The following is a 26469-nucleotide window of genomic DNA, read 5'->3' on the forward strand; positions in this document are numbered from 1 at the left end:
ACAGCGCGCTCCAGCAGTGGATGAAACGCATCCTCTGTATCGGTCAGGATGGCTCCGATAGCGATTGGGTAGATCGGTCACGCTCTGCGAGACGCACAGCGCGTACTCAACGCTGGTGTCGTTCAGCAATACGAAAATCGCCGAGTATCTTTCCACCAGCAATCGCTTATCCAAGAGCGAATACCGTTATCCACCGAGCCACCAGCCGTAGATCTTCTCCCGCTCCTCGGCGTCGGGATGCTTCTTCGATTGGCCGTACGTTTTCCCCTTTAGGAGTTGCCGTTCGACTGCATTCGCCGCGAGACGGAGCGCATGGCTAGCGCCGTACCCCTCGCCGTCGGCGGTGAAGTAGCCCCGGTCAGTGACCAGCCGGATTCGTGCCAGCACGAGCGGCACGCCCCGGCTCTGTTCCTTGTGCTCTTGCAGTTCGATGCTGGCCTTGATCACCTGCATGTCGCCGTACTTCGAGGTCATACTCTCGATCAATGCGGAGATGCCGTCGTAGTCCATCCCATCGAGCAGGTCGAGCCCAAACACTTGCACAGGCTGGCGCTCGTCGTCTCGGTCCCAAGTGAGTGCCTCGATGATATCCGTCTTCGTGACGATACCGATGGACTCGCCCGTCTCACCGTCGGTGACGACAAGCGAGGAGATCTCCCGCTCGAACATCGTCTCGACGACCTCGTCGAGCGTTGCGTCTTTCCCGATGGTCATGACCACATCGGACATCAGGTTCCGGACCGGCAGATCGAGCATCCGATCGGACTCCCCCTCGCGCGCGCCGAAGCCCCCTTGGCTCCCACCGGCGGCTTTCCCGCCGCCCCGGCCGCCGATGTCGCCAGAGGACCCGCCTTGGCTCCGACTCCCCCCTCGGGTTGTGAATTCGATGACATCGTAGAGACTCAGTATTCCCACTACTTCGTCGTCCTCAACGACCGGGAGATGGGCGATGCCCGATTCCCGGAGCGTGTTGAGCGCTTCTCCGGTCCCGGTATCGGGGGTCACGCTGATCAACTCGCCCGAGTACGCCTCGTCGACGGTAGCCGCGTCGAGGAACGGACGGACGGCCCCGAGGACGGCATCTGCGGTCACGACGCCGTAGACGCGTTCGTCGTCGAGGACGGGAAGTGTCTTGGCGTCGCTCGCGATCATGAGTCTGGCGACCTCGCGGACGTCTTCGGTGCGTTCGACGGCCGGGACATGTTGGACCTGTGAGCCGATCTTCGCCGAGGGTTGATTGGACGACGATGCCAGCTGTCGACGGCTGACGACGCCGCGATACTCGTCGCCGTCCGTGACGACGACGGCATCGAGTTCCTGGTTCTCGAACGCACCCGCGACCTTCGAGAGCGGTGTCCCAATGTCGAATTCGGTGAACGATGTGGAAACGATCTCGGCGATATCCATATTGATTCCCTCTAGGTTGACGGGCGCTGTACGGTTATGACTATCCCACCGACTGGGACGACGAGTCGTGAACATGAACTCGATTCCTCGACAGTCGGTGAGCGCCCCCAGAGGACCGTCAGCGATAAGAAAATATTCGCTCTTTGGTAATTGTTGGTAGCGTCATAGCGCAGTTTTGGGGACCGTTTCGAGTGTTTCGTCGCCCTCTCCTCGGGCATGGCGTCGCTGCTGGAGGACTACATCGACAACGTCCGGCAGGCTATCGAGGACGAGTACGGCCGCCGCCCGCTCGTCACCACCAACCAGGGTCGTCCCGCGACGGGAACGATTCGACACTGGATCGACGGCGTGACGCGCCCGTGCCTGCACAACGAGTGCCCGCACGACCGCGACGTAGAGGAGTGTGAGGCGACCGAGCATGACCAGGCGAGCAAGTGCCCGTCGAGTCGGTCGCCCCACGACCTCCGGTCCGGCGCGATCACCGCGCACCTCCTCGACGACGTGCCGGTGGAGATCGTCAGCGACCGGATGAACGTCAGTCAGGACATCCTGGATCGGCACTACGACCGCCGATCCCCCCGCGAGAAGATGGAACAGCGCCGCGAATACCTGCGGAACATCTGAAAGCCCATGATCCGATGCAATTCCCACACCGAGTGCCGCGTATCGTTCGAATCACTATCCCGCGTTGGCCCACTGGGACTCCACCCGAGATCTGTCCGGAACGGAACCCGCGTGCTACCTTCCCCAACCACCTCATTTCCGCAGTTTCACCCTTCCGAGAGAGGGGGTCTATCTCGCGCCTTCCAGTACACTCCGGGTATCCATCTTATTTGAGACCGTTCTACAGCCACTCAGATTGGATGAGTTTCATATGCACGCAAACTGTCTGGGGTACTATGCCCGGTGAGTTCTACGATCTTCTCGGTAAAATAACCGGTTACGGAATCGAGTTGGGCGATCAAATAAGCACTGTACATTATAACGAAGAGATGCCAGCCACGGCCGGATTGAAGATATCTCGGAACAATAACAAAGTCTCCATTTATGGGAACCCGCTCGAACGTAGCTTGTCCGTCGAATATCGGTTCCGAATAAGCAACCACCTATCAGTAACGCGAGAGGAGGTGGAGGACCAGGCAGAACAAACCAACACCGGACTGCCTTCTGGCCGGACGCAAATCGAGACGAGCCTTCGACGCCAGAAGCTACAGCGTATAGCCGACGAGGACATCTCCAATGCAGTGGAGGAAGGGGAGCGGAAGATCCAAGACGTGGAGTCCTCGATCAACTGGCTAACCTTCTCCGAAGACGACCCTGATCTCTGGGATGGGTTCACAGCGGTAGCTCGTCTCTATCCTTATCAACCGGACTTCGGCATGGAGGATTACAACACCACGGTCAAACAGGTGATCCGTGACGGCGTGCCAGTTGCTCAAGCTATCTATCAGGAGCTAGAAGAACTCGGTGAAGAGGCTATTCCGGATGTGAGTGACTCCGGCGAGCAACGACACGACCGAACGTACCAGTAACGAGTTGTGGGTCAGGCGTGACCGACGCTACTCGGATGGCGCGGTCAGCGATGACCGTCGATCCAGCGACACCATGTGTCGAAGTCGCCGGTCCCACACTGTTCGGCGATGGACTGGAACGTCCCAATCTTCACCCGGTCGTGGAACAGGACGCGTCGCCGTTCGACTTCCGCGGTATCGAGATCGGTATCCTTCAGAGTCGTCTGGATCCCGCGCTGGCGGTCCTTGTACCCCCACGATGTGAGGACACCGACGATCTCGTGTCCGGAGAAATCACCCGACGAGCCGCTCGTCCCTCGAACCACGGGGTGTCGGTGTCGGCGTCGTGGGGCCTCTTTCGCTAGCTCGACGGCCTCGTCGAGGTTGGCAAGCGTCAGTCGTGAGTACGATCTCGAACCGCAGTCGCCGACACCGCGACGGAACTCTACCTCGGCCACTGGAGGGAGGGGTTCGGACTAGACGCTCCTCACCGCTACCGGCTGGAGTCGTTCGCCGAGTGGTGTGAGGCAAACGATCGTCGGACTCTGAGCGACCGCACCGAACGCGACCTCCATGCCTACCGCGTCTATCGCCGGTGAGAGGGCCACCTGACCCCCGTCAAGCCCCGGGAACGGCTCTCCACGCCCGGGGCGCTCCTCGAAATCTGCTCGCCCGTCGGCGTCGGTTCAGAAATTCCCCTATCGAATGTCTTCCTCACGACGGTCAGCGACGAAGGGCGGGCTAAACGACGTTCGACCACGAACGCGTGGTGAGGCCGTCGAGAAGACGACCCCGACCTCTACCGAGTTTGGAAGATCCCATGCCCTGACCCCACAAGAGATATATTTGTCGTCCGCGTTTGGTCATATATGAACAAGCACTTCGAAGACGCGCTGTACTACATGGGACGGGCCGGCGAACACGCGAAGGAAGGCGTGATGGAAGAACTCGATCCGCTCGAAGAGCGGTTCCGGGAACTCACCGGTAAGGAGGAGGAACCGGAGCCGTCGCGACTGGAGACACTGGAGGACGACCTCCGAACCTTGGAGGCGCGGGCTGAAGGGGAGGCGAAGACCGCTATCGCAGATGCCCGTGAACGGATCGACCGGTACCGGTCGTCGGAGTAAGACAACCCTTAAGTCGGCGTCCCCAGTATCGGCGTACCACGCGGGTTGGTGGTCTAGTCCGGTTATGACGGCTCCTTCACACGGAGCAGGCCGGCGGTTCGAATCCGCCCCAACCCATTCACTCTCCTCCGGTGTGATGCAGCAGTCCCGTTATCTGACTCTCAAGTTCGTCCCGTTTCAGTCACGAGGCCTCTAAGTTCGTCGATGGACAACGGTTCGATCTCCTGACGGCCACCCGTCTCCGTATACAGAATGCTGGCCGAGATATCCCGATCCGGGTAGACGTCCTCGGCCACGTGGTAGTAGACACTCAGTTGCTTGCGATACTCCGCTTCGGCGTGCCGCCCACGATCCGTCTTGTAATCGACGATTTCGATTCGATCCGGCAGCACGTGGACGAGATCAACGACTCCCGAGATCGTCACTTGTTCGCCGTCGATTGAGAGCGGGAGGTACACATCCTCTTCGACCAGTAGCTTGCCGTCGAGCCCATCGATGAATCGCTCGACCGTCTCCTCGTCGTCGCTGGCGGGGTCGACGTCCTCCCCGAGCGCATACGCCTCGGCAAAGTCGTGCACACGGGTTCCGAACTCGGTCCCGCGACCCTCCTCCACACCCTCGAACGCGTCGTCGCGCATGAGCGTATGCGGCGTGTGGCTCCGTGGCCCGGCTGAAACCGGCATCTCGACCCGAAGCGTGCTCCCGTCGGTGTCCTCGCGACCGATTTCGGTCAATTCGGGATCGACCGACTCCACCTCGACCGGGAGTTCGTCGATGAAGGTGTTCGGATCCTCGCCCGCCGAGAAGACGACGTGACTCTGGGCTCGCGTGATCGCGACGTAGAGGAGGCGACGCTCCTCGTCGTACTCCCGAGGGAGACAGTTCTTGAGGACGTCTGCCCGCCAGTTGTCGTAGACGTGGGGCAGTTCGTTGGCGTCCGCCGAGTACACCTTCCGCTGACGCAGGCCGATCGGATCCTCGTAGGAGATGACGTCGCTCCCACCGCCGCTGGGCGGGAAGCGCCCGCTGTTCATGTTCGCGAGGATGACGATCGGATACTCCAGCCCCTTCGTCGCGTGAATCGTCTGTACTGTCACGGAGTTCGTTCCGGCACCTGTGTGGACGTCGTGTGTGCTTCCCGATTCGATGCCACGCTCGATGAACCGGATGAGGTCGCCGCGGGTGAGCGTCGTCGAGTCGTGGACCGACTGGATGGTGTGGAGCACGACGTCGGCACGCGGTCCGTCGTACCCGTACCGGGCAAACACGCGCCGTGCAACGCCGCCGAGCGTCTCCAAGTCGTGGAGTTTCTCCCGGAACGCCACCATGTCCGTCGGGTACTCTTCGGTGTCGAGCAGATGGTCGATCTCGTCGAGCGTGTAGCCGGCCCGTTCGAGCACGGTCGCCCAGCCGCGATCGGCATTCGTGTCGAGGATCCGCAGCCACGCGAGCAGGAGCTTCGCCTGGTCGGTTCTGAAGAGTTCGATCCCACCCTCGTAGGCCATCGGCAGCCCGCACTCCTCGGCCGTGCCGAGTAGCTCGCGCCCGAAATCACGCGTCCGTGTCAAGACCGTGATATCCCCGTACTCCGGCTGGCGAAGGTCGCCGTTCTCGGCCTCGACGCGGTAGCCCTCGCCGGTCACGATTTCCTGGATCTTCGCTAGAACCGCGACCTGCTCTTCGTCGCTCTGGATCGCTTCGATGGTAGTGTTCTCGTGGTCGGCGTTCGACTGCAGCGAGACGAGTCGGTCGTCGATTGCCTCGGTATCGACGTCGTCGCGGGATGCGGCGGGGACGCGAAGCGCGTGCTCCGAGAAATCGAGGATCTCCTGCGTCGACCGGTAGTTCTCGACGAGTTCGATGGTGGTGATGGGTCGGGACGGGAACGAGACGCGTTCGTGGTCGTCATTCAACTGCTCGATGAAGCGGTCCAGACGGGTTTCGAATTCGACGACGTTGTCGACGTCGGCGTACTGGAAGCTGTAGATACTCTGCTTCCAGTCTCCGACGACGCAGATGTTGTTGGTGCCCGCGAGCAGGAGCGCGAGTTTGAACTGGATCTCGCTGGAGTCCTGGAATTCGTCGATCATCACGTACTCGAACGCCACCTCGTCTCGCAGCTGGTGGTTCTCACAGAGTACCACGAACGCGAACAGCTGCAGGAACCCGAAGTTCAGGTAGTTCCGCCGGAGCGCGAAGGTGAGATACGCGTGGTAGACGTCGTGGACGAACGCCTTCAGGTCCGTCCGCTCCTCCTCGAAGGCCCAGCGGGCGAGGTCCTCCGGGACGTGCTTCCCGCTGCCCCGCACCGCCGGCTTCTTGGGCGCTTCCGGAAGGTAGCATTTGTTCCGCCCGTATCGACCGAGTTTCGACCGGAGCAGCGACTGCTTGTGCCCGCCGTTTCGGGGCTCGTTCATCGCCTCGAAGTATCGTTCGAACGCGTCGAAGTCGCCATCGAGGTGTCGCTCGCCGTCCCGGTACCAGCCGTCTTCGGTCGGGAAGACCCCCTTCGCCGCGAGTTGGTTGATCAGGTCGAGGAGTTCGCTGGGATCCGAGAGCGCCCGGAAGAACTCGTCGTACTCCGGATGGGTGTCGCTGAATCGCCCGATGAATTCGCGGAACAGGGCGCCTTCGACGAGCTCGTCTTCGATGAGACGCGTCGACCCCGTGATTCGATCTTCGATGTCAAGGTGGGTCGGGGCGGCGTGGCCGTGTTCTTCGAGGATATCGTGACACAGCGAGTGGAACGTCTGAATCGGTGCGTCGGCGAATTCGCGCATCCCGTAGCGACAGTTACCGACGATGCGCTCTTTCATTTCGGCGGCCGCGTTGTTCGTGAACGTCACGAGGAGGACGTCTTCCGGGGTGACGTCGGACTGCTCGACGATGTTCGCGTAGCGGCGCGTCACGGTGAACGTCTTCCCCGTTCCGGCGCCAGCGTCGACGAGGTGGAGTCCGTCGGTGCTGTCGATGAGTTGCTGTTGTCGCTCGTTCGGTTCGAACTCGGTCATCGGTTGCCCTCCAGGAGCAGGTCGCGGTTGTCCACGTAGCGGTAGTTCGGTTCGCCGCCGAGTCCATCGACTGGGAAGCGTTCCACCCCGGCACGTCGCTGGTTCAACTCGTCGAGTCGCTCGTCGACGAACGCCTCGAACGAATCGAGGTCGTCCTCGAAGAACGTCCGTCCGCGAACGCGAGCCATCTGCCGCATCGCCTGTTCACAGCCCTGTGTGACGTACTTGTAGTCCCCCACGGCCGTTTTCATTCGCTTGATAAATCCCTGCCCGAACGTCGACTCGATGAGTTCGTCACTGTCGCTCGTGTCCGGCACGGACGCGTCGTCGAACGCTGCTGTGTACGTTTCGTAGTCGACCTGCGAGAGGGTCTTTTGACACTTGTTCGCGCCCTCCTCGACCAGTTCGTCGAAGAACGTCTCCGAGCGAACGTGCGCGTCGAAGGGTATCGGGTAGTACGAGACCGTCGTCAGGGTGTCGTCGAGATCGACCTCCCCGGCGACGACGTCGTCGAGCGTTTCGAGGAAGTGGAAGAAGGTGAACTCCAGCGGCCGATCCGGATACTGCGCCCGCCAGTGGGTCAGATACAGCAGTGCCTGGAAATTCGGGGAATCGATCGGGAGGTCGATCGCGGAATTGGTCACGACCGTGGACGCACTTTTGCGACTTCCGCTCTTGTGGTCGACCAGCCGAGTGGGCGCGTGGACCAGATCGATCTTCCCTTTCAGCCCGAGGTCGTCGTTTTCGAACCAGCGCTCGGTGACCGGTGAGTCGACGGGGCGGTCGAAGCGATCGGCGAACACGTTGTCCCCCCGGCTGCTCGTGGGGGTCAGGAATGCCTCGTCCGATGGGGGGTTCGTGTCGAAGAACGCGACGATCGTTTCTACCCCGGCACGGTACTTCGTTCGCCGCGTCGCCTCGTCGACGGATCGCACGAACGGTCGCGTCTCCGCGAGCATGTGCTCGACCACGTTATCGACGACGTCTTCGTCGACGAAGTCGGGATGATTGACGTAGAATTCGGCGAAGTCGTGGAAGAGGTTCCCCTCTTTGAAGTAGTCCTCTTCCGGACTGTCGACCAGCCTGCCGAAGAGGTAGTCCCGGGGACAGTTGACGTAGGTTCCGAGACTCGATTGACTGATGGTCGTCATCTCGGTAGGAGTCATGTCGACTGACTCCCTCTCGAACCCCTCGCCACGACGGTCGAACTGCGGCGTGTGGACGTGCGAATCGAGGTCGCTGAAGCGCTCGAACTCCTCGTCGAACAACTCCGAGAAGTAGAGACACGGCGTCACCGGTGACCCGCCCTTCGCATCCTGAACGAGGTAGTACTGCCTCGCTCCACTCTGGAGGAGCAGCTGGAACTGCTGGATGTTGCGCGTGTACTGGGCGTCTCGATCGACCCACGGACGTCGTGGGGCGGAGTGCGTCCAGTCTTCGTCCAGCCCGAGATAGAAGACCACGGGCCGGTCGACGTAGGCCGCGGACTTCGCGTCCGCAAGCAGGACGCCGTCGTTCTCCCTATCCACCGGAACTTCGTAGGTCTGAAGGTAGAACACCAGTTGATCCACCGCTCGCTCGGTGGCACGCGTCTCGGCAATGCCGAGTGTCTCCAGTTCCTCGGCGAACGCATCGAGCCGATGACCAACGCGCCGCTCGAACGCGCTGAGGGCCTCGGCGAAGGTTCGAGTCTCGATAGTCTCACAAAAGGAGACGAGCCACTCGATTGCCTCGTCGTCCAGTTCGTACAGCCGTTTCGCGTCGTGTTCGACGTCCAGCGAGATGCCGAGTCTGGCGAGGAGTGGTCTGCATTCGCTGATGCGGGTGTCCGTGCCGCCGTGTGCGGCGCGCAGCAACTGGACGAACGTGCGATGGTCTGGGTCGTCTACGAACCCCGGACCGCCGTAGAACGGGATGTCGGCCGCTTCGAGGGCCGACTCGACGAGCGCGGAGAATTCGCTTCCCTGGTCGAGCACGACCGCCACCTCATCGGCGTTCGCTTCGGTGACCGCATCGACGACAGTGTCGACGATTGCCGTCGACGAATCGAAGACGTGGAACGGGGGACAGTCGAACTCGTCGTCGCTGAAGGGGCTGTACGTATCGTACGTTGAAGGAAGAATCGACCGTTCGAGCTGGGTCAACTGGTCGTCCCCGACGACGGCGACATCGCGGTCCCCGCTGATTCGGTAGTCGGTGAGCTGTTTCGACGTCGTGGGGAGTTCGCCAATATGCTCTACGGCCCGGCGTGTGGCATCGTCGACGTAGGCGTCGTAGTCGAGGATCGCGTCCACGCGACCCTGATGTTCCCAGCATTGCAGGATGTTCCCGATCGCGTACGCACCGCGCTTCCAGTCGAAGTCTTCGTGCTCGATGAGTTCGAGGAATGCAACCCTGTCTTCAGATTCCTCGCGTCGGCCTGCGGCGAGCCGACGAGGGGTGATTGCGAAAGCTCCGAGATGGGGCGTATCGAGACGGCGATTCAACGCGCTGGCCAGTGGTGCGTCCGGTACAACGACGAGATCGTACGTCGAGACAGCATCGTAGAGGTCGGAAATCGGTTTGGCCCGCGGAAATGACACGGCCAAACGAGTTCACGTCGAGTAATAAAACTTCACTGCGACGGACAGGGAAGGGGAATTTATCCGTTTTTCACATCTATCTATGCGCATGAGTATCGATTCCGGGCACGGATCCGGCCGGGAACCACGGATCACCCTGACCCACAACGAGGATGGGACCTGGACCGCCCGAGACCGCGAAGTCGAGGTGTCCGCTCAAGGAGAAACGCGAGACGAGGCCCTCGAAAATCTTGATGCTGTCGTTGACGCGCTCGAAAACAACGGTGGGCGTGAACCCACCGAGGAGGAGCTGCAAGAACTCGGAATCGATCCCGACGAGAACACACCGGCGCGGGGCGAACTGCCGGACGTTCTCAAGTAATTCGCATCTCCAGTTGAGGATATCAGCAAGCCCTGGATTCGTTCGGATTCAAGCCCTGTTCAGATAGGAATCCGGAGCGATCCCCTGCTCCGTGAGGAGCATTCGCGCGTCTCGACGCACTGTCTGGTTCTCCGGGCGGTCCTCGTGAGTTCGAATGTGCTCTTTGATGGACTCTGCAACCTGATCTACCAATTCATCATTCCCACAGTTAGCGACACTCCGGAGTGTTTTTTGATAGCCACTCACCGACATCGGCAGCCCCTGTTCCGACCCGAGCACCTCCTCGTTGACTTCCGTAATCTCGTAGAGATGGCCTTTAATTCGCAGCTCCAAATCCCGATTCACATGGTGAACGCCAATCCGAGTCCGTATATAATCGCGGACTACCAATATTAGCAGTCCCGCGTTTGCCATCACCAGCAATCCCGGGATTGCCAACATCCGAGTTCCGAGATTGCTATTGGACGATATTCGGGATTGCCAATTACTGAATGGTCGGGATCACCTTAGCAAGCAAAGTCGTAACTCTCGCGGACGACACAGTAGCGGATTACGACTGATTGGCACCTCACTATCATGCGCTGGATACAGACGGGGAAACTAAAGAGAGCATTCTGCCGGAGAAGTTGAAGCTCCAGAATCGGATCACCAATTATTCTACTCAGCCACCAACCCCGCCAATTCCACCAATCCCAATTAATTGGACCGTATTTATCACCGGGGTGTATCGGGGCGGATGATGGCCGGCAGAGACCTGGAACCGATCACCCCGGAAGACGCGATCGACTGGTACCTCGAACACCGTCGCGACGAACTCCGGACGGCGACCCGACGCACGCATCGCTCCGCGCTCAACATCTTTCACAGCTGGACGGAAGAAGAGGATATCACCGATTTGAACGACCTCCGTGGGCGAGGTCTCGTGGCGTTCAAGACTTGGCGCAAGTCCGAGACGGATATCAACACGGTCAGTCTGAACGGGACGCTCGCAGTCATCCAACGCTTCCTCCGGTTCTGTGAGACGATCGACGCCGTCGAGGAGGATCTGGCCGACCGCGTCCCACTGCCCAACGTACCTCCCAACGAGGAAGTCCGCACTGACGTCCCCGAGGACGAAGCCGTCGAAGGCATCCGATCTTTCTACCACCGCTTCGAATACGCCTCTCGGCGCCACGCACAGTTCGAACTCGTGGCCGAGGTCGGCATCCGACTCGGGGCGCTTCGAGCGGTCGACCTTGACGACTTAGAGATGGACGAAGCCGTCATCCACCTCCAGCATCGCCCAGAATCGTCAGATGCGTACGGGACGCCGCTGAAGAACGGCGCGGACGGCGAGCGAATCATCAATATCCCGCCGGAGTTGGTGGATCTGCTTCAGGCCTACATCGACCACCATCGGCACGACGTGACTGACAAGTTCGACCGCGACCCGCTCTTCACGACGACGAACGGACGCATCTCGACGACCACCATTCGACGGGATTTCTACAAACTGAGTCGGCCATGTGAGTACGCGTCAGAGTGCCCCCACGATCGGGAGATTGCCGACTGCGACGCAGCACAGAACGCCGAGGCTGCCAATTGTCCTTCCTCGTTCAGTACGCATCCGCTTCGGAAGTGGGCTATCATGTCCCAGCTCGACGCCGGCCTGCCGAAGGAACTGCTTAGTGACCGTGTCGACGTGTCCGTGGCTGTGTTGGACAAGCACTACGACCAGCGAACCGAGGAACGGAAATCACGGCGTCGGCGGGAAGCACTTGAAGCGAACATGTCGCAGTACGCTATGACGGATGGTGGTCAACTGCCGGACGACGGTGATAGCTGATGTGATTTGCATACTGGATGTAGAAGCGAAACGGCTTGGTGGTATTTCATAATCGGTCTAGCAGCGTGAGGACGGCGCACACGGTGGCTCGAACGGATAGCGCCGACTATTGATTGTTCATAATCGGTCTGTACGCCCGCAAGAACAGGTCTACTTCCGAAATCAGCCTGCGTGTCTACCGGATCTGTGTTTCTGTGTGCGCATCCCAGATGTTCAGCGAGCGGCGCGTAGCGCCCCGATTTCGGCCGTGTCGTCAACGCTTTTGAGGCCAGTCCGTTCGCGGTCCCGTCGGCTTTCCCATCGAATCGCCTGACAGCAACCGATTATGAAGCTCACACCGACTGTCTGGATGGTCGGTATCGTCTTGTTCGTTCCTCGCCACCCCCTGCTTTGCGGCCGTCTTATTCCGCATACTGCTGCTTGGGAGCTTGCTGTGGCTGTTGGTCTCGTGGACCCATATTGGCGAGTTCTGGTCTGTGTGATTCTTTCTTACGGCGTCGGGCTCCGATTATGATGGCTGTGAAACGGATCGATACGTGTTCAAATACTGTATTATAGGTTCTTACGCCCCAAATCCGATTATGAAAATTCAGTAAGAGCGATACTCTCGCAGCCTGTCTACGACTCAGCTGGGCTGCGAAGAATATCCAGTGTTCTCCGTCCTCTTCAGACGGCTGGAAGTCCCACTCATCAGTGACGGTGAAGCCAGCGTTCTGCAGATGCCTGCGTGTTGCATCCGCTCCGGCGATGCGCCACTGCTCTCACGATACACCCGTTGTTCAGATTTTAGCTTATTTTTCAAGTAGAGAACGAAGCACGTATACCCGGCCCTCACATATGTAAATCGTGGATAAAATCAACGTCACTGACATAGCGGATCAACTGGCCGAGGACGGGGAGATGGAAACCGAGGCAATGCGTGCAGTGTCGTTCAGCCTCCAAGTGATGCGGTTCGAGCCGGGCGACGAGGACCCGATGCACGCGCACGCTGAGGAAGAGATTTACCGTATCGACACGGGCGAGGCGACGCTCGTGACCGACGACGAGTCGGTGGAGGTGGAGCCGGGTGACGTTGTCCATCTCCGTCCTGGGACAGACCACCAGTTCACCGATTTCGAGGGCGAGTTCGTGGTCACGGTTATGTACGCACCCGCCGAAGGCTCTCAGGCAACGTAACAACAGGTCGCAGCTATACCTGTAGCCCCATTGAGTACGTCCCTCCAGCGTCGTCCCTAACGGCCAGTTCGATCCTATCTACCGAACCAGATCCAACGGTCTGCTGAGTACACCCTCTATACGCAGCACGGCAAGCGTGCCAAATAGCGTGAATTTCAACGGGTCTGCCTACTCCGATCGGTTGGAAACGGGGGTGAACTTGAGACCAACCTTGATATGTACACAAACCCATACACAAAACACGGATGGCTTCGAAAAATATCGGTATCAAGGAGGAGGTCTACGAGCGGCTGAAAGCGCACAAACGCGGCGACGAGAGCTTCAGTGAGACGCTCGACCGCCTCCTCCACGAACTCGATTCCGATTGGCGGACCAACGCCGGGTTTCTCTCTCGTCAAGCGGCTGCCGACCTCGAAGCAGAGGTTGAGCGAGGCTTCGAGGACCTCGATGATGCGTTCGATGAACGCAGCGACGGCATCGACGAGCAGCTTTCAGGGGAATCGTGAAGCTCGTCGACGCGTCGTTTCTCATCGACTACGCCCGAGGTGACGACGCCGCAATCGCGTATTTAGCTGCCCACGACGAGGAAGAGATCGGTGCATCGACCGTCGTCCTCTCCGAACTCTATCGCGGGTTGATGATCACCCAAGATATGACACAGGAGGAGGCGATGTCGAAGTACGAGTGGGTAGAGCCGGTACCGTTCACGAACGAAACGGCTGCAGAAGCCGCCGAAATCTACGTCGAACTCCGTGCCGACGGCGAACTGATCAACCGGAGCGACATCTACATCGCTGGAACTGCTCGCTCGCTCGGTGTGTCGCTGGTCGTGAACGACAATCATTTCACTGCTATCGAGGACCTAGAAGTCGAGATGTACCGGGAATAACCTCTTTTGATAGCATCTGGCTTCGTTGATTTCCCTGGTTGCTGATAGTTCTCAGACGGTGTGCTACAGACGAGGGGTATCGTATTGTATTATTAGTGTATTCTAGTTTACACTCCACGATGACCGAGTGCTGCATCCGGGCTCTGTATTCAGCACGCGGGTCCTACCAGATACAGAGTGCCTCCGTACCACATACTAGCAAAAAATGGACCAGCTGCGCCGAGCGCCTCAGATATTTTCGAGATACCCCCGTCGCTGCTCTAGTTTCACCTGCTCAGTCCGCTGGTCGTAATGCTTATCCAGCACGTCCCGACTCACGTTCATCCGGTCGCTCACTACCTCGACAGGAATATCCTGAGTCAGATAGTGGGTGATACTCCCCCGCCGAACCGCATGCGGATTCACGGCTTCGGGACACCGCTCCGAGAGACTCCCGGTACAGTCCGGGCAGGATTCGTTCCGGAAACACGGTGAGGTTACTTTGTACACGGTCCGGCGTATCGAAGCCCGGGACATTCGGCCATGAGAGGTCGTGAATAGCGGGTCACGCCCGTGGTCGTCGGGGACATCCTTCCGGATTCTCTCGATGTAGGCGCCAAGAGCGTCGGCGAAATCGGCGGTGATGGCGATGGGCCGCTCACCACCGGACCCGTTTTTCAGCGTCGCCCCTTCGCTGGGCCTGTGGACGAGTTGTAACTGCTCTTCGGCGAGGTCGACGTCGTCGACGTCAAGTCCGTGAGCCGCGCCGATCCGCATTCCGGACTCCCAGAGGAGCCCCAGCATCGCGTGCTCGACTGAGGCGTAGTGGAAGGTCGACAGGTACTCTAGGATCTCCTTGGCCGTCTCGGCGTCGAGCGTCTCGTCGGCCTGCTGGTCGTCGGGTGAGACCCGCGGCACCATCACCTTGTCGTAGAGATTCTCCGGCACGGCTTCGATGGAGCCACACCACTTGATGAAGACGCGCAACGAGCACATGTAGTTGTTGAGCGTCATGAGATTGATGTCGCCACTCTCCTTCCGCCAGAGCCGGAGGGCCTGGAGGTCACGCCCCGTGAGGTCGTTCAGATTGTCGACGTCGTTCTCCTCGCACCACGCGACGAATTCGTTCGTGTGGTACCGATGATTGCGCACCGTCGACTCGGTGCATTCGGTCTCCTTGTGGTCGAGGAACAGTTGCTGCGCGGTTCGAGGGTCGATCGGTTCTAGCTCGCTCTTTCGGGATTCCATGGTTATTCTGGAGTCCCGGTAGAAGGCTCGAAACGTCTGGAATCGGGCGCGAAGGGAACCAGCGAGGTCGGATCTCTTTCCGCCCCAACCCACTCAGTTGCGTAACGCTCCTGAGTGATAAGTGGGGTGTGAAGTGACCACACACTCGGACACCTCCCCTCTCTCCACGTACCTCCCTCCGAAGGTGTCGCTGTTCGTTCGACAGACATTTGGGCACTTACTTGTCGCCGCCGTGAGTCGATCCGGTATGGACCGTCGCTACGTGGTCGGCCTCGCCGTTGCACTCGTAGCAACCGGTATCGGCGCGCTCGCTTTCACGGCCGTCTGGTCTCCACACGCAACCGTGCCCGATTCCGACCGGCCGTATCCCGCAGGGGCAGGCCCACACCACATCAACTTCTCCGCGCTCGGGACGGACGATACGAACGTTTCGCACACTCCTCGTGAGTACTGGGACTCGTACGCCATCGTCTACACCGCACCTCCCGAACGACGACTCGTGGAAGGGGATTATTACATCGATTCCGCCACGGGGGCGATCATCGCCCAGCGCTGGCAGAACGCCACCGTGTATATCAACGGAACGACCTACGCGTTCGTCCAACCTGCCGACAGCATCCCGGAGCACCAACGCGAACAGTTCGCGTCGGATCCACAGTTCGTCTACGACGACACCACCGACGCGTACTACAGATACGATCCACACTACGGACAGATTGCCCCCACGAACATCGGTCGGCATACGATGATACTCGAAGCGTACGCGTGGGAGGCGACCGATACGACGACCCACCACGGCGTACCGGTTATCACGTACAGAGCAACCGGAACGCGTCCAGACTCCCAAGTCCCACCGACGATCGACGGAACGCTCCGACTCGGTGTCGAGGACGGCGTGGTATACGCGTTCGATCTCACGCTGGACGCGGGCGAGGAGACGTATCACTACACCTACGACGTGGCGCCCGCTCCATTCCCGGAGCATGAGTGGGTCGATACGGCACGGAATCTCGCTGCAAACGCCACCGACAGCCGTTCCGAACAGTAACACTCCGACCGACTTGATGGCACCGTGCCACGTCCGCGGGAGCGTCTCTTCCCCCCGGAGCGGTTCTCCGACCGTCCGCCGGGGCCCTTACCGATTCGTGATCCGAGACCGGAACTGCGGTCGTCCTTCGACTCCCAAATCCGTCGCCAGTAGTGCGCCTGCGGCGCGTCCCAGTTCGGCCTTCGAACGTCGCTCGTAGTAGCCGAGCCCCGTCGTAACGTACGCGGTCTCGTAGTTCTCACCGCCGAAGGTCAGGCTGGCAACCGTCTCTGCGGGACAGGAAACTTTCTCGACGACCGTGCCCGAGTCGTCGTATCGGACCAGTTGTCCACCGTTCCACTCCGCCGACCAGACGTGTCCGGTCGTGTCGACGGCGAGCCCATCCGGAAGGCCATCACCGTGGTCGACTTCGGCGAACACGGTTCGATCGGAGAGTTGCCCGGACGTCTCCTCGTAGGCGTACCGTCGGATGCGATTCGCCTTCGATTCCGTGAGATACAGCGCGTCCCGTTCGGTCGTGAACCCAAGTCCATTCGGGAGGGCCAGATCGTCGATCAGGCGGTGATACGTCCCATCGGGGTCGAGACGGTAGAGCCGGCCCGGATGACGGTCCGTCGGCATCGTCCCGGCGAACACGCGCCCGGCGGGATCGGCGATGACGTCATTGAAGCGGGTGTCGGCCTCCTCGGTGATGTCGAGGACGGGGGTGGCGTCCCACGTCTCCGTGTCGAGGCGACGAACGACGCCACCGTCTTCGAACAGTAACAGGCTGCCGTCCGCTTCCACCGTGATACCGGCGATGAGGTCGGACTCGAACACGTGAGCGTGTTCGTCCGTCTCCGGCCGATATCGAAACAACGAGCCTGCGGGGACGTCGATCCAGTAAAGCGCCTCGTCGTCGGGGTGCCAGATCGGCCCCTCCGCTACCTGGCAGCCGTAGTCGGCGACGACCGTAATGTCGTGACTCACGCTTGGAACCGCATATCGCCACGGTGTTGAATCTCCTGCACGGCCTTCCGGCGATGGACGCCGTCGTCGGCCCGGGGTCGGGGCCGTCGAGTCCCCGAGGAGGGTTCACAGGCGGACCGTCGCCACCGCTCCGTTCCTGTCGGTCGGCGCGGTCATCCGATCGCTATTCGAGGGAGACCTCGATGTCGGGTGGCAGCGGCAGTCCGCGTTGCTTGCGTGCTGCCATCGCTCGACGGAACTCCTCTCGGATCCGGGGTCGCTCCGACGTCTCCAGTTCGTCGATGTCGAACTCGCCTTCCTTGCCTCCCTTCGACACCCACGCGGCCATCCAGACCCGCTCGGTGCCGGTGTTTCCGACCGTGTGCATACAGCCGGTCGGGAAGAACGCACAGTCGAACTGACGCATCGTGACGTCTCGGTACTCGGTCTGAAGGCGGGCCTCGCCGTTCAATACCCAGTAGATCTCCTCCGTCGGCCCCTCGTTCTCGAAGTGGCCGTGAAACCCGATGTACGACCCCGGGTCCAGTCGGATGACGACGCTCTGTGAGATCCAGTTGCTGTCCGGAAACGCGTAAATCCAATCCGGACGATCGTCGGTGGCGGCGATCTCCGGCGTCGCGATGAACATCTTGGGCCGGGTCTCGGCGAATCGCGAAATCGACGGCTCCGGACGTCCGTCGTCGGGGTCGCCCTCGTACGCGCCGCGGTCAGGCGGCGTCGCGAGACCGCGTTCCGACCGGGCGGCGTGTATCCGCTCGTACTCCTCCCGGGCGCCCGGTCGGTCCACGGGTTCGAGGGCCGAAGCCTCGGCGAGTTCGTGGTCGCCGACGGACGCCCACCAGCCGAGCCACAGCGTGTCCGTCCCGGTGTTACCCAACTGGTACGCCGTACTCGGAGGCAGGAGGACGGAGTCGAACCGCTCCAGTGGCTCGTCGGCGCGTTCCGTCCGGAGGACACCTCGCCCCGAAAAGACGGTCAGACACTTCTCGTACGGACCCTCGACGGACTCCCGGTGTGACTGGAAGTCGGTGTACTCGCCCGGTTCCAGCTTCAACAGCCCGCCGTCGTCGAACCACCGCGAGGAGTCGTACCCGTACTCCCACGACAGGTAGTCGGTGTCCGCGCCGATCGGTGAGGCCTCGTGTCTCGTGGGACGCAGATCCTCGAACCGGACGACGGTTGCCTCCGGGGACTGATTCTCGAAGGGATCGCCGCTGAACTCGATATCCATATGATACCGTTCAGACACATCCACGGTAACAATCTACTGGAACCGTTCGTATTACTGTCACTACGGGTCGTCCGGCGACGGTGACTCCGAGACTGGACGGATGCAGCGTCACGATAGCCTTGTGGAGAGGTTCCGGAGGAGCCGTCCCCCGGCCAGTTGGAAGATCAGCGGTGCTGACTGTACCATAATCATGTCTACGCCGCGGTCGTGGAGTTGGACCACCCGGTCTTCGAGCGTGTCCAACGAGTACGTGAACTCCTCTCCGGTGCCGTGGAAACTCGGGTTCGCTCCGATGACGGTGTTCGTCGATTCGCCGAGTCTGACGACTTCGTCGACGAACTCCCAGACTCGCGGGTCGTTCCAGTCGGGACGGTCCTCCCCGGTCAACACCTGCATCGCGTCGTTGAGAGCGACGAAGCAGTAGTTCACCTCCGGATTGTCCATCACCGCTTCGAGGTCTTCGATCGCCCCCTCGGATTCGACGTGGGGGATGATGTTGGCCTGCATCCCCTCCCTGTCCGCCGACCTCTCGGTGTCGAACGGCAGCAACTCGTCGTACGGGAAGATATGGGACTCCTTCTTGTAGTCTTCGTGCGCGAGTGGGAGTACCTGCTCGATCTCCTCTTTCCCCGAGTGGGAGAGCATCACGTAGTTGGCCCCCATCCCGATGTTACGGCTCACGTTCGCGACGACGTGTGGATCGTATCCGGCCCACGGATACGAGTGGGCGCGAACGATCGGCGTGATGCCGGCAGCCTTCGCCGTCCGGATGAGCGTCTCGGTTTTCTCCCAGCCGTGATTGGTGAACATCTGGTCGAGCATGAACCAGTCGAAGCCCACGTGGGCGGCGAGTTCGACCGTCTTCGGATCGTTGATGTAGACGCCGAGCGCGGGTTCGTCGTTCTCGATGCTCGCTTCGAGCGGATCTTCGAACGCTCCGGTTACCGGCGACCGTTCGGACATGACCAGCCGTGACGTCCACCCGAAATACCATAAGCATTTGTTAGAAAATCGACTGGTCCTGGCGCCTCAGCCCGCCCGCCGCCAGAGGTCCCGGCCGACGATCACCACGGCGGCCGCGACTGGGGCCACCACGGGGAGGGAGCCGGCAGTGCTCTCGCCGACGTCGAGGGCGATGCTCGCCGCCACGACGAGGACGGGAACCACCGGGCCACCGACCAGCGCAGCACCGAGGACCGGCCGATCGCCACGGAGGTAGCCGCCCCCCCACGCGAGGAGTCCCGGAACCAGGAGGAGGAACGCGAGAACGGCGAGCACGGCGCCGAGGAGCGCGTTCAGCGTGCCGGTCGGATCCCCGTTGGCGCCCCGGCCGGCCGATACGAGGAGGATGGTTGCGAGCGTCCCGACCGCCGCACCGATCAGCGCCACGATGGCGGTCCAGTGCTGCCATCGTGCCATCCGTTCTCGGTCGCGCCGGAACAGGGAGAGCAGGCCCACGAGCATCAACAGCACCGCGGCCAGCGCCACGGCGGGGACGATCGTCCGCTCGATCCAGAGCGCGCTGAACCGCGGCGGATCGAAGACGTAGGAGTCGGTAGGCATCGGGCCGAACCATCGTGTTGGGATCGCGGCGACGATGACGAACACGCCACTGAGGGCGGTCATGCCGCCGACGAACCGGCGGCCTGGCGTCCACACGGTCACTCACCCCCAACGGCGACGACGGTGCCGCGTCGCGTCGCCGTCACGACGCCGCCGTCGAGGAGCGCCGGTGACACGAGGGGTTCGGCGCTCCGGTAGCCCCACGCCGCCTCGCCGAAGCGTTCGGTGAACGCGAGCAAACGAGGGGGTTTGCGGTCCTCGCCGGGGCCGGACTGGAGAGCGAAGGCGTGTCCACTCGCGGCGGCGGTGACCGCCCCCTCGCCGACGTACGAACACCAGCGAGGATCGGGCGAACCCTCCGTCCGGTCGAGTGCGAACGTCGCGTCGCCGGCCTCACCCGGACGCTCGACGGCGTAGACGGTCTCCGGCGTAACGACCGGTGTCGAGTAAGTACGGCCTCCCCCCCGATCGACGGTCCAGCGTTCCGTTCCGTCGTCGAGATCGACTCCGACGACCCCCTCGTAGGTGCCGAGGTGGACGGTCCCGTCGGCGACGACGGGGTGTGACTCGGGCCCGACGGACGACGACCAGAGCCGGTCGCCGGTCGCGGCGTCCAGGCCGAGTAGTTCCTCGCCGGCGACGACGACGACCCCCCCGGTTACGGCCGGGAGCGATCCGCCACTCGTCGCGGCCGCCCACCGTCGCCGGCCGGCGGCGACATCGAGTGCGACCAGTTCGTCGCCGGTCGGTACGAACACCACGCCGTCAGCGACGACCGGCGTCCCCGTCGGCGTGACGTCGGTGGTACGCCACCGCTCCGTCCCGTCGTCGACGCGGAGGGCGACGACGCCGTCCGCGGCGGGGACGTACGCGGTGTCGCCGTTGAGGACCGGCGGCGCGAGCGACCGGCCGTAGCTGCCGGCTGAGTCGACCGTTGCCGGCGAGAGGTCGCCGTACCGCCATCGCTCCCGGCCCTCACGGAGCGAGAGGCCGAACGCACCCTCGCCCGTGGTGACGAAGACGCGGTCGCCGGCTACTGTCGGCGGGCTCACGTCCGTCGTGGCGTCGTCCACGGGCGGCGCGGGGAGTGTCGTTCGCCAGCGGAGCGCCGGCGCGGTGGTCGGCGGGCGTCGAGACGGGGCAAAGCCCGTGTTGGCGGTGTCAAAGCGGGGCGTGGGCCAGCTCCCGCCGGGGAGCGTATCGAATCCGCGGTCGGCCTCGCCCGTCCCAAGCGTCGTCGCCGGCTCGGGGGGGTCGCTGTCGGGACACGACGACGAACAGCCGCCGAGCCCGGCGACCACCCCGGCCGCGACCGTCCCGAGAAACGTCCTGCGTTCGATGGAGGGCATCGATCACCCCTTGTGACACCTCCGTGAAAGGTGTCCCGGATCGGGGCTAGTCCCACGCTGAACGAGGGACGGTCTCGACGGCTGGTTCGGGATACGGTCCGACCCGCGTCCGGGTCACAGGTTCTCGACGCGGGAGGACGGGACCGGCTACGGGTTGTCCGTCGTCCGGTCGATCATCGGCGCACGCGGCTGGCACCTCGCGGTGACTGACGCCGATTCCGGTGGGGCTCGGTTCGAAGTCACGGGGATCGAGTTCGTAAGCGACTAGCGGGGCTCCGGCGCCGTCGATTCACCGCTCGCCGACGGTAGTCGAGGTTCGGAATGACTTGTGACATCGGCCCACTCGCTGTCGGCCTCCCGGTCGTCGGTCTGCGGGACGACCCCGCCACCGACCTCCTCGTCCCGCTTGTTTCGATGTGGTATTTCACATCGTGGCCTCCCTTCCGAACCTGCCACGCGAGGTCGGTGATCTTCGCGGTGTCGGCGGAAACGGTCGGACGTCGTGAGTACGCTTCGCTCGGCGAGCACTCGACTCTCGGGAACCGTCGTCGACCGCACCGCCCCGAGGGTGTCACAACCGCCGACGGCGGCCGAACGGCCGACACAGCCGGCAGCGAGGAATCCGCGTCGGTCCATACGGCCAGGCCCCTCCGGGAACGCCCCTTCGGGACGTGAGACACCGAGGACGACATCTCGACGAGCGCCGTGGGGCTCGTCTAGAGGACGTCACGCTCGAACGCGACGACCTCGCGCCACGCGTCCGACCGCACCTCGACGACGAGCGCGAGACGACCGTCGGCCCGTTCGACCGCGCGGACGGCAGCGTATCCGACCCCAATGTGCTGAGTCGTCGTATACGACTCGTTTGCCGAGAGGTTCCCGACCCGTTCGCTCCCGCTCCAGAAGACGGTCTTGCCCGCCCGGAGCCGAACGTGCACCGAGACGTCTGTCGCCGTGGTGTTCTCACCCGTCGAGACCGTCCCGACGGCGTCCCGGCACGTCCAGCCACACCGATCGAGCCCCCCGTAGACGAACGTGAAGTGGTCGGTCTCCCGCGTCGTGCCGGGATGCGGGAGTCCCTGGGACGGCTCCACACTCGTCGCGTTCGGGTCCCGATCGGCGGCCGGCGACTCGACGGCCGTCTCGAACGTCGTCGCGTCGATCCGTTCCCGACCGACGGGGTCGCGATCGTATAGCGTCACCGTGATCGAGGCAGTGTCGCGCTCGACGGTGTCGGTCAGCGTCGTCAGGTACCGACGGACCGTGTAGTTCGCGGTCGGAGCGGCGTCGATCGTCACCGTCGTCCCGTCCTCGCTCGTGAGCGTGATCACCGGTTCGAGTTCCGGATCCTCGAGCAGCGTGTCCGAGTCATAACAGCCGGGACACGTCGTGTTCGCCGTGACGACGAGTTCGCCCGCCGACACGTGTCCGTCGCCGTCCGCATCGGCGCTCGCAACCAGTTCGACCGACGTGATCTCCGCCCGTTCGGCCGACGTGGTCGCTGCCGGCACACCGACGGCACACGCGGCGCCAGTCAGGAGGATGGCACAGCAGAGTGGGAGCCACCGCATACGTCCGTCATCGGAGCTCACACAGTTATAGTATTGGTGTCACTTTCGACGGAGGATCGGTGTCCCGAACGGGAGACGGCCGCCGTGGCCGGCGCTCGACGGCCACAAAATTCTTGTTATGATGTGTCATACCACGATACTGCGAGGTGATGGCACAGTCTCTCGACCCCTCCCTACCCACGACATGCCAGCCGACGACCAGCCAGCAACCACGTAGGCCGACTCGCTTTCGCGACCGTTTTCGACTCCCGACGACGGGCCGAGGACCCACGAACCGTCGCGTTCTCCCCCCGTCGGTCCGTCCGATGCGAACCCCGAACGATTAACTCGGGCGGGCAGAACCGAGATGACGATGGGCACGGTACTGACCAGTGTCGTCGCCGACGTCACCTACGACCTCAGGCGCCTGCACGGCCTCTGGATGGCTCTTGCCTTCCCACGGCTTCGTGACTCGCATCCGGTCGTCGATCGGTGGACGCCGACGACTACGCGGGAGCGCGCGACGTATCGGATCTGGGCGCTTCTCGGGGGTGTCGGATTGTTCGTCGGCTACCCGCTCGCGGTACTGGGCCTGCTGGTCCGGTTTCACGTCAGGCGGATCGACCGGACGACGACGCGGTTGGGTGCCGTCGGTACCGTCCTCCTCGCGGTCGTTGTCTGGGGGTTGCTGACGGCTCTCGCCCGCGTCAGGTTCTCGGCCGACGGCTTTCTCGCCGTCGCCGCTGCCGGCACCGTAGCCGTGGTTTCGACGGTCCTCGCGCTCCTTTTTCGGCGGCTCGGGGGCCGGCTGACGACCGTGGTGGTCGCCTACCCGTTTGCGGTGGTCGCCGTCTTCCTGCCGCCGGTGGTGGCCGCGCTCTACTCGCCGTCGCTCGCCGCGGCGGTCTTCCCCCGGAGCGAGACGCTAGCGGTGTGGATTCTCGATACCGTCCTCACCTACCGCGGGGTAAACACTCTGCTTCGCCAGCGGTTCGAACTCGTCGGCATCGCGTACGTCGGCATGTGGGGAGCGCTCGCAGTCCCCGTCGGATGGGGGCTCGGACTCCTCGTAACGCTCGCGAATCTCGTACGCCCGACTTCGGACACCGACGACGAATCGTGACTACACCCGCGTCGAAAATGGACACCTCCAAGGGACCGCGGCGACTGGGCCGTGTGTGGTCATCATCGTGACCTGTGCGGAGTGTGGCCGGGGGTACTCGCGGACCCGATTCCTGGGTGACCCCGACCGACACGGCGCGCGGCCCATCCAGTGTCCGAACTGTTATGCGTATCTCGGGCGCACGGAACAGGGTTCGGAGGCGTGAGCCGTCGGCCCGGGAGCCCCCGCTCCACCCCTTCGGTCGTTGCTCCGGCACGTGACCTGTCTCGGTGACCGGTGGTCCGATAGCGCCCCGTCCGCCTACGGCCAGTCGTCTCGCGTCTCCCCCTCGAAGGGGTCCTCTTCCGGCTTCTCGCCGAGGTCCCACTCGGCGAACTCCGCGGCCTCCTCGACGGAGAGGTACTCCCAGCCCATCTCCTCGGCGACGGCACGGTCCCCGTCGGTCGTGCCGACGAAGACGTGGCGGTCGGTGTCGAACTGATCGGCCACGTTCTCGAGGCTCTCGCGGACGCCCCGCGGTCCCGAAAAGAAGTCCTGTCGGATGCGACGCTTGCGCGTGAAGTTGGTGACGACGTACGTCGGCTGGTCGCTGAGGACGCCCACGTACTCGGTCCACTGCCGGGCGTCGTCGAAGACTGCGTTCGGATCGGCGAGTGCCTTGAGCGCCTCCAGTTCGAACGCGAGGGTCATCGTCCCGCCGCTGTCCATGGGCGAGTTATCGCGGCACCGGGCAAAACGGCTTCGGTCCGCTCTCCGCTACTGGATGTGGTAGTAGTCGGTGAACACGACGACGTCGCCCTCGCTCAACCCCGAGAGGTTGTTCGGGTCCTGCGGTGATTTCCCCTCGGTGACGTGAACGAGATAGTCCTGAACCGAGTCGTCGAGTTCGTCGAAGTGACGAACCCTCGCACTCTCCGGGACGGAGTCGGTTCGGTTCACGTCGTACTCGGAATCGACGGCGTGTGCCATGTGACAACACTCGACATTAACGATGATAAAGGTTTCGTCGGCGTAACGGCGCAGGCCGGTCGTTTGCCGCGGTGAGGGTCACCGCCGGGGCCGTCCTCACGCGACCGTCACTCGTGGCTCTCCTTGTAGACGTTCACCAGTTCCTGCATCATCTCCTTGCCGTCGCCGAACAGCATGTTCGTGTTGTCCTGTGCGAACAGCGGGTTGGGAACGCCCGAGAAGCCGGGACTGAGGCTCCGCTTGTTGACGATGACCGTCCGCGCTTCGCCGACGTTGAGGACGGGCATCCCTGCGAGTGGGCCCGAGTCGGCCTCGTTGGCCGACGGGTTCACGACGTCGTTGGCGCCGGTGACGAGGACCACGTCCGTCTGGGAGAAGGTCGGATTGATCTCCTCTAAGTCCCGCAGTTTCTCGTAGGGCACGTCCGCCTCCGCGAGGAGGACGTTCATGTGGCCGGGCATCCGGCCGGCGACCGGGTGGATGCCGAACTCCACGTCGACGTCGTTCGCCTCGAGCAGCTCGGCGAGTTCCGCGACGGCGTGTTGGGCTTGGGCGACCGCCATGCCGTATCCGGGCACGATCACGACGCGGTCGGCCACGTCGAGGATCATCTCCACCTCCTCCGGCGAGGTGGTGGTGATGTTGCCCTCGTAGATGTCCTCCATCTCGTCGTCGCTCTCGCTCTCTTCGCCGATGCCGCCGAAGAAGACGTTCGTCAGCGAGCGGTTCATCGACTCACACATGATGACCGTGAGGATCAGTCCGGAGGCGCCGACGAGCGTCCCCGCGATGATCAACACGGAGTTGTCGAGGACGAACCCGGTCGTGGCCGCTGCGAGCCCGGAGTAGGAGTTGAGCAGGGCGATGACGACCGGCATGTCCGCGCCGCCGATGGGGATCACCAGCAACACCCCGAGGACCGAGGCGGCGACGACCAACACCCAGTACGAGGGGACCCACCCGGCCAGCGGGACCGAGCCGAGCAGGTCCGGCCGAGCGATCAGATGGAGGCCGGCGAGGACCGCCACCACCAGGAAGACTGCCTTGACGATCTGTTCGCCATCGTATCGGACCGCCGAGTCGTCGATCACGCCGTGGAGTTTGCCGGCGGCCACCACGCTCCCCCAGAAGGTGACCGAGCCGATGATGCCCGCGAGGGCGGCCGTCGCCGTCACGCCGACGGCGAAGGTTCCCTCGCCGAACATCCCGATCAGCTCCGCGCCGGCCACGAGTGCCGAGGCGCCGCCGCCGAACCCGTTGAACAGCCCAACGAGCTGGGGCATCTCCGTCGTCTCGACCGTCGTCGCCAGCCAGACGCCGACGCCGGCGCCGACGATCAGCCCCGCGAACAACACGACCGGCGAGAGGATGTCGGTCACGAGCACCGTCACTCCTACCGCGAGCGCCATTCCGCTCGCCGAGATGAGGTTGCCCCGCGGTGCCGTCCGCGGGTGGGTCATGTCGCGCAGGCCCTGGATGAACAGCACGCCCGCGACGAGGTAGACGAACGCGAGCACCGACTCCGAGAGGCCGCCAAGGATGGCTACCATG

The 26469-nt window shown here is 62.7% G+C and carries 26 protein-coding genes, 1 tRNA gene and 1 pseudogene; 14 read left to right on the top strand and 14 right to left on the bottom strand.

Features of this window, described 5'->3' with window-relative positions; all coding sequences use genetic code 11:
* Window positions 1-186 precede the first annotated feature (186 nt).
* Window positions 187-1407, bottom strand: coding sequence for a CBS domain-containing protein (locus NBT82_RS11545; RefSeq protein WP_251328267.1), 1221 nt, complete (start codon window positions 1405-1407; stop codon window positions 187-189).
* Window positions 1408-1623: 216 nt separating this feature from the next.
* Between NBT82_RS11545 and NBT82_RS11550 the strand changes: the two genes are divergently transcribed.
* Window positions 1624-2031, top strand: a complete 408-nt coding sequence (locus tag NBT82_RS11550) for a hypothetical protein (RefSeq protein ID WP_251328268.1) — start codon at window positions 1624-1626, stop codon at window positions 2029-2031.
* 275 nt (window positions 2032-2306) lie between these two features.
* The gene (locus tag NBT82_RS11555) at window positions 2307-2939 is read left to right on the top strand and encodes a hypothetical protein (protein WP_251328269.1); all 633 of its coding nucleotides are present in this window, start codon (window positions 2307-2309) and stop codon (window positions 2937-2939) included.
* A 44-nt stretch (window positions 2940-2983) separates the two neighbouring features.
* Here NBT82_RS11555 and NBT82_RS11560 read toward each other — a convergent pair whose 3' ends face one another.
* Window positions 2984-3376 carry a hypothetical protein gene (locus NBT82_RS11560; RefSeq protein ID WP_251328270.1) on the bottom strand — a complete coding sequence of 131 codons (393 nt, stop codon included), beginning with the start codon at window positions 3374-3376 and terminating at the stop codon, window positions 2984-2986.
* A 411-nt stretch (window positions 3377-3787) separates the two neighbouring features.
* Here NBT82_RS11560 and NBT82_RS11565 point away from each other — a divergent pair, with 411 nt between their 5' ends.
* Both NBT82_RS11565 and NBT82_RS11570 read left to right on the top strand, forming a co-directional pair.
* A complete protein-coding gene (locus NBT82_RS11565; protein ID WP_251328271.1) occupies window positions 3788-4045 on the top strand; it encodes a DUF7553 family protein in 258 nt (85 codons plus the stop codon).
* Between the two features lie 42 nt (window positions 4046-4087).
* Window positions 4088-4162: transfer RNA gene (locus NBT82_RS11570), tRNA-Val, on the top strand.
* Between the two features lie 44 nt (window positions 4163-4206).
* Here the strand turns inward: NBT82_RS11570 and NBT82_RS11575 are convergent.
* Both NBT82_RS11575 and NBT82_RS11580 read right to left on the bottom strand, forming a co-directional pair.
* A complete protein-coding gene (locus NBT82_RS11575; protein WP_251328272.1) occupies window positions 4207-7056 on the bottom strand; it encodes a UvrD-helicase domain-containing protein in 2850 nt (949 codons plus the stop codon).
* Window positions 7053-9638, bottom strand: a complete 2586-nt coding sequence (locus NBT82_RS11580) for a PD-(D/E)XK nuclease family protein (protein WP_251328273.1) — start codon at window positions 9636-9638, stop codon at window positions 7053-7055. The genes NBT82_RS11575 and NBT82_RS11580 overlap by 4 nt, the downstream gene beginning before the upstream one ends.
* 88 nt (window positions 9639-9726) lie before the next feature.
* Here NBT82_RS11580 and NBT82_RS11585 point away from each other — a divergent pair, with 88 nt between their 5' ends.
* The 5 genes from NBT82_RS11585 to NBT82_RS11605 all read left to right on the top strand — a co-directional run bounded on the left by NBT82_RS11585 (window position 9727) and on the right by NBT82_RS11605 (window position 13889).
* Complete coding sequence (locus NBT82_RS11585) at window positions 9727-9999, top strand: type II toxin-antitoxin system HicB family antitoxin (protein ID WP_251328274.1); 273 nt, start codon at window positions 9727-9729, stop codon at window positions 9997-9999.
* Between the two features lie 739 nt (window positions 10000-10738).
* On the top strand, window positions 10739-11824 hold the full coding sequence (locus NBT82_RS11590; RefSeq protein ID WP_251328275.1) for a tyrosine-type recombinase/integrase: 1086 nt from the start codon (window positions 10739-10741) through the stop codon (window positions 11822-11824).
* 846 nt (window positions 11825-12670) lie between these two features.
* Window positions 12671-13000 (top strand): cupin domain-containing protein, encoded by a 330-nt coding sequence (locus NBT82_RS11595; RefSeq protein WP_251328276.1) that lies wholly within the window; start codon window positions 12671-12673, stop codon window positions 12998-13000.
* Between the two features lie 245 nt (window positions 13001-13245).
* A complete protein-coding gene (locus NBT82_RS11600) occupies window positions 13246-13506 on the top strand; it encodes an antitoxin VapB family protein (protein WP_251328277.1) in 261 nt (86 codons plus the stop codon).
* Complete coding sequence (locus NBT82_RS11605; protein ID WP_251328278.1) at window positions 13503-13889, top strand: PIN domain-containing protein; 387 nt, start codon at window positions 13503-13505, stop codon at window positions 13887-13889. The genes NBT82_RS11600 and NBT82_RS11605 overlap by 4 nt, the downstream gene beginning before the upstream one ends.
* A 228-nt stretch (window positions 13890-14117) precedes the next feature.
* Here NBT82_RS11605 and NBT82_RS11610 read toward each other — a convergent pair whose 3' ends face one another.
* Window positions 14118-15116 carry a tyrosine-type recombinase/integrase gene (locus tag NBT82_RS11610; RefSeq protein ID WP_251328279.1) on the bottom strand — a complete coding sequence of 333 codons (999 nt, stop codon included), beginning with the start codon at window positions 15114-15116 and terminating at the stop codon, window positions 14118-14120.
* A gap of 247 nt (window positions 15117-15363) precedes the next feature.
* Here NBT82_RS11610 and NBT82_RS11615 point away from each other — a divergent pair, with 247 nt between their 5' ends.
* A complete protein-coding gene (locus NBT82_RS11615) occupies window positions 15364-16164 on the top strand; it encodes a hypothetical protein (RefSeq protein ID WP_251328280.1) in 801 nt (266 codons plus the stop codon).
* Between the two features lie 87 nt (window positions 16165-16251).
* On the opposite strand, the gene NBT82_RS11620 is transcribed toward NBT82_RS11615, so the two are convergent.
* The 5 genes from NBT82_RS11620 to NBT82_RS11640 all read right to left on the bottom strand — a co-directional run bounded on the left by NBT82_RS11620 (window position 16252) and on the right by NBT82_RS11640 (window position 21276).
* Complete coding sequence (locus NBT82_RS11620; protein ID WP_251328281.1) at window positions 16252-17133, bottom strand: SMP-30/gluconolactonase/LRE family protein; 882 nt, start codon at window positions 17131-17133, stop codon at window positions 16252-16254.
* A gap of 163 nt (window positions 17134-17296) precedes the next feature.
* Entirely contained in the window at window positions 17297-18364 is a 1068-nt protein-coding gene (locus NBT82_RS11625; RefSeq protein ID WP_251328282.1) for a cupin domain-containing protein, read from the bottom strand.
* Between the two features lie 108 nt (window positions 18365-18472).
* Entirely contained in the window at window positions 18473-19327 is an 855-nt protein-coding gene (locus NBT82_RS11630; protein WP_251328283.1) for an HpcH/HpaI aldolase family protein, read from the bottom strand.
* Between the two features lie 66 nt (window positions 19328-19393).
* Window positions 19394-20023: a hypothetical protein gene (locus tag NBT82_RS11635; RefSeq protein WP_251328284.1), complete on the bottom strand. Its 630-nt coding sequence runs from the start codon at window positions 20021-20023 to the stop codon at window positions 19394-19396.
* 2 nt (window positions 20024-20025) lie between these two features.
* Window positions 20026-21276: an outer membrane protein assembly factor BamB family protein gene (locus NBT82_RS11640; protein ID WP_251328285.1), complete on the bottom strand. Its 1251-nt coding sequence runs from the start codon at window positions 21274-21276 to the stop codon at window positions 20026-20028.
* Between the two features lie 115 nt (window positions 21277-21391).
* On the opposite strand from NBT82_RS11640, the pseudogene NBT82_RS20205 reads away from it, so the two are divergent.
* Window positions 21392-21544: pseudogene (locus tag NBT82_RS20205) on the top strand (PAS domain-containing sensor histidine kinase); the annotation flags it as partial.
* A gap of 53 nt (window positions 21545-21597) precedes the next feature.
* Entirely contained in the window at window positions 21598-21951 is a 354-nt protein-coding gene (locus NBT82_RS20320) for a hypothetical protein (protein ID WP_425601751.1), read from the top strand.
* A gap of 41 nt (window positions 21952-21992) precedes the next feature.
* Here NBT82_RS20320 and NBT82_RS11650 read toward each other — a convergent pair whose 3' ends face one another.
* On the bottom strand, window positions 21993-22847 hold the full coding sequence (locus tag NBT82_RS11650; RefSeq protein WP_251328286.1) for a hypothetical protein: 855 nt from the start codon (window positions 22845-22847) through the stop codon (window positions 21993-21995).
* Between the two features lie 352 nt (window positions 22848-23199).
* Between NBT82_RS11650 and NBT82_RS11655 the strand changes: the two genes are divergently transcribed.
* Both NBT82_RS11655 and NBT82_RS11660 read left to right on the top strand, forming a co-directional pair.
* Complete coding sequence (locus NBT82_RS11655; RefSeq protein WP_251328287.1) at window positions 23200-23949, top strand: hypothetical protein; 750 nt, start codon at window positions 23200-23202, stop codon at window positions 23947-23949.
* A 55-nt stretch (window positions 23950-24004) separates the two neighbouring features.
* The gene (locus tag NBT82_RS11660; protein WP_251328288.1) at window positions 24005-24154 is read left to right on the top strand and encodes a hypothetical protein; all 150 of its coding nucleotides are present in this window, start codon (window positions 24005-24007) and stop codon (window positions 24152-24154) included.
* 95 nt (window positions 24155-24249) lie between these two features.
* Here the strand turns inward: NBT82_RS11660 and NBT82_RS11665 are convergent, their stop codons facing one another.
* The 3 genes from NBT82_RS11665 to NBT82_RS11675 form a co-directional block, all read right to left on the bottom strand.
* Window positions 24250-24657, bottom strand: coding sequence for a DUF7124 domain-containing protein (locus NBT82_RS11665; RefSeq protein WP_251328289.1), 408 nt, complete (start codon window positions 24655-24657; stop codon window positions 24250-24252).
* Window positions 24658-24705: 48 nt separating this feature from the next.
* Window positions 24706-24918 (bottom strand): DUF7979 domain-containing protein, encoded by a 213-nt coding sequence (locus NBT82_RS11670; protein ID WP_251328290.1) that lies wholly within the window; start codon window positions 24916-24918, stop codon window positions 24706-24708.
* Window positions 24919-25025: 107 nt separating this feature from the next.
* The gene (locus NBT82_RS11675; RefSeq protein WP_251328291.1) at window positions 25026-26468 is read right to left on the bottom strand and encodes an NAD(P)(+) transhydrogenase (Re/Si-specific) subunit beta; all 1443 of its coding nucleotides are present in this window, start codon (window positions 26466-26468) and stop codon (window positions 25026-25028) included.
* Window position 26469: the final 1 nt, after the last annotated feature.

This window comes from Haloplanus sp. HW8-1 (genome assembly GCF_023703795.1).
GTDB lineage: Archaea > Halobacteriota > Halobacteria > Halobacteriales > Haloferacaceae > Haloplanus > Haloplanus pelagicus.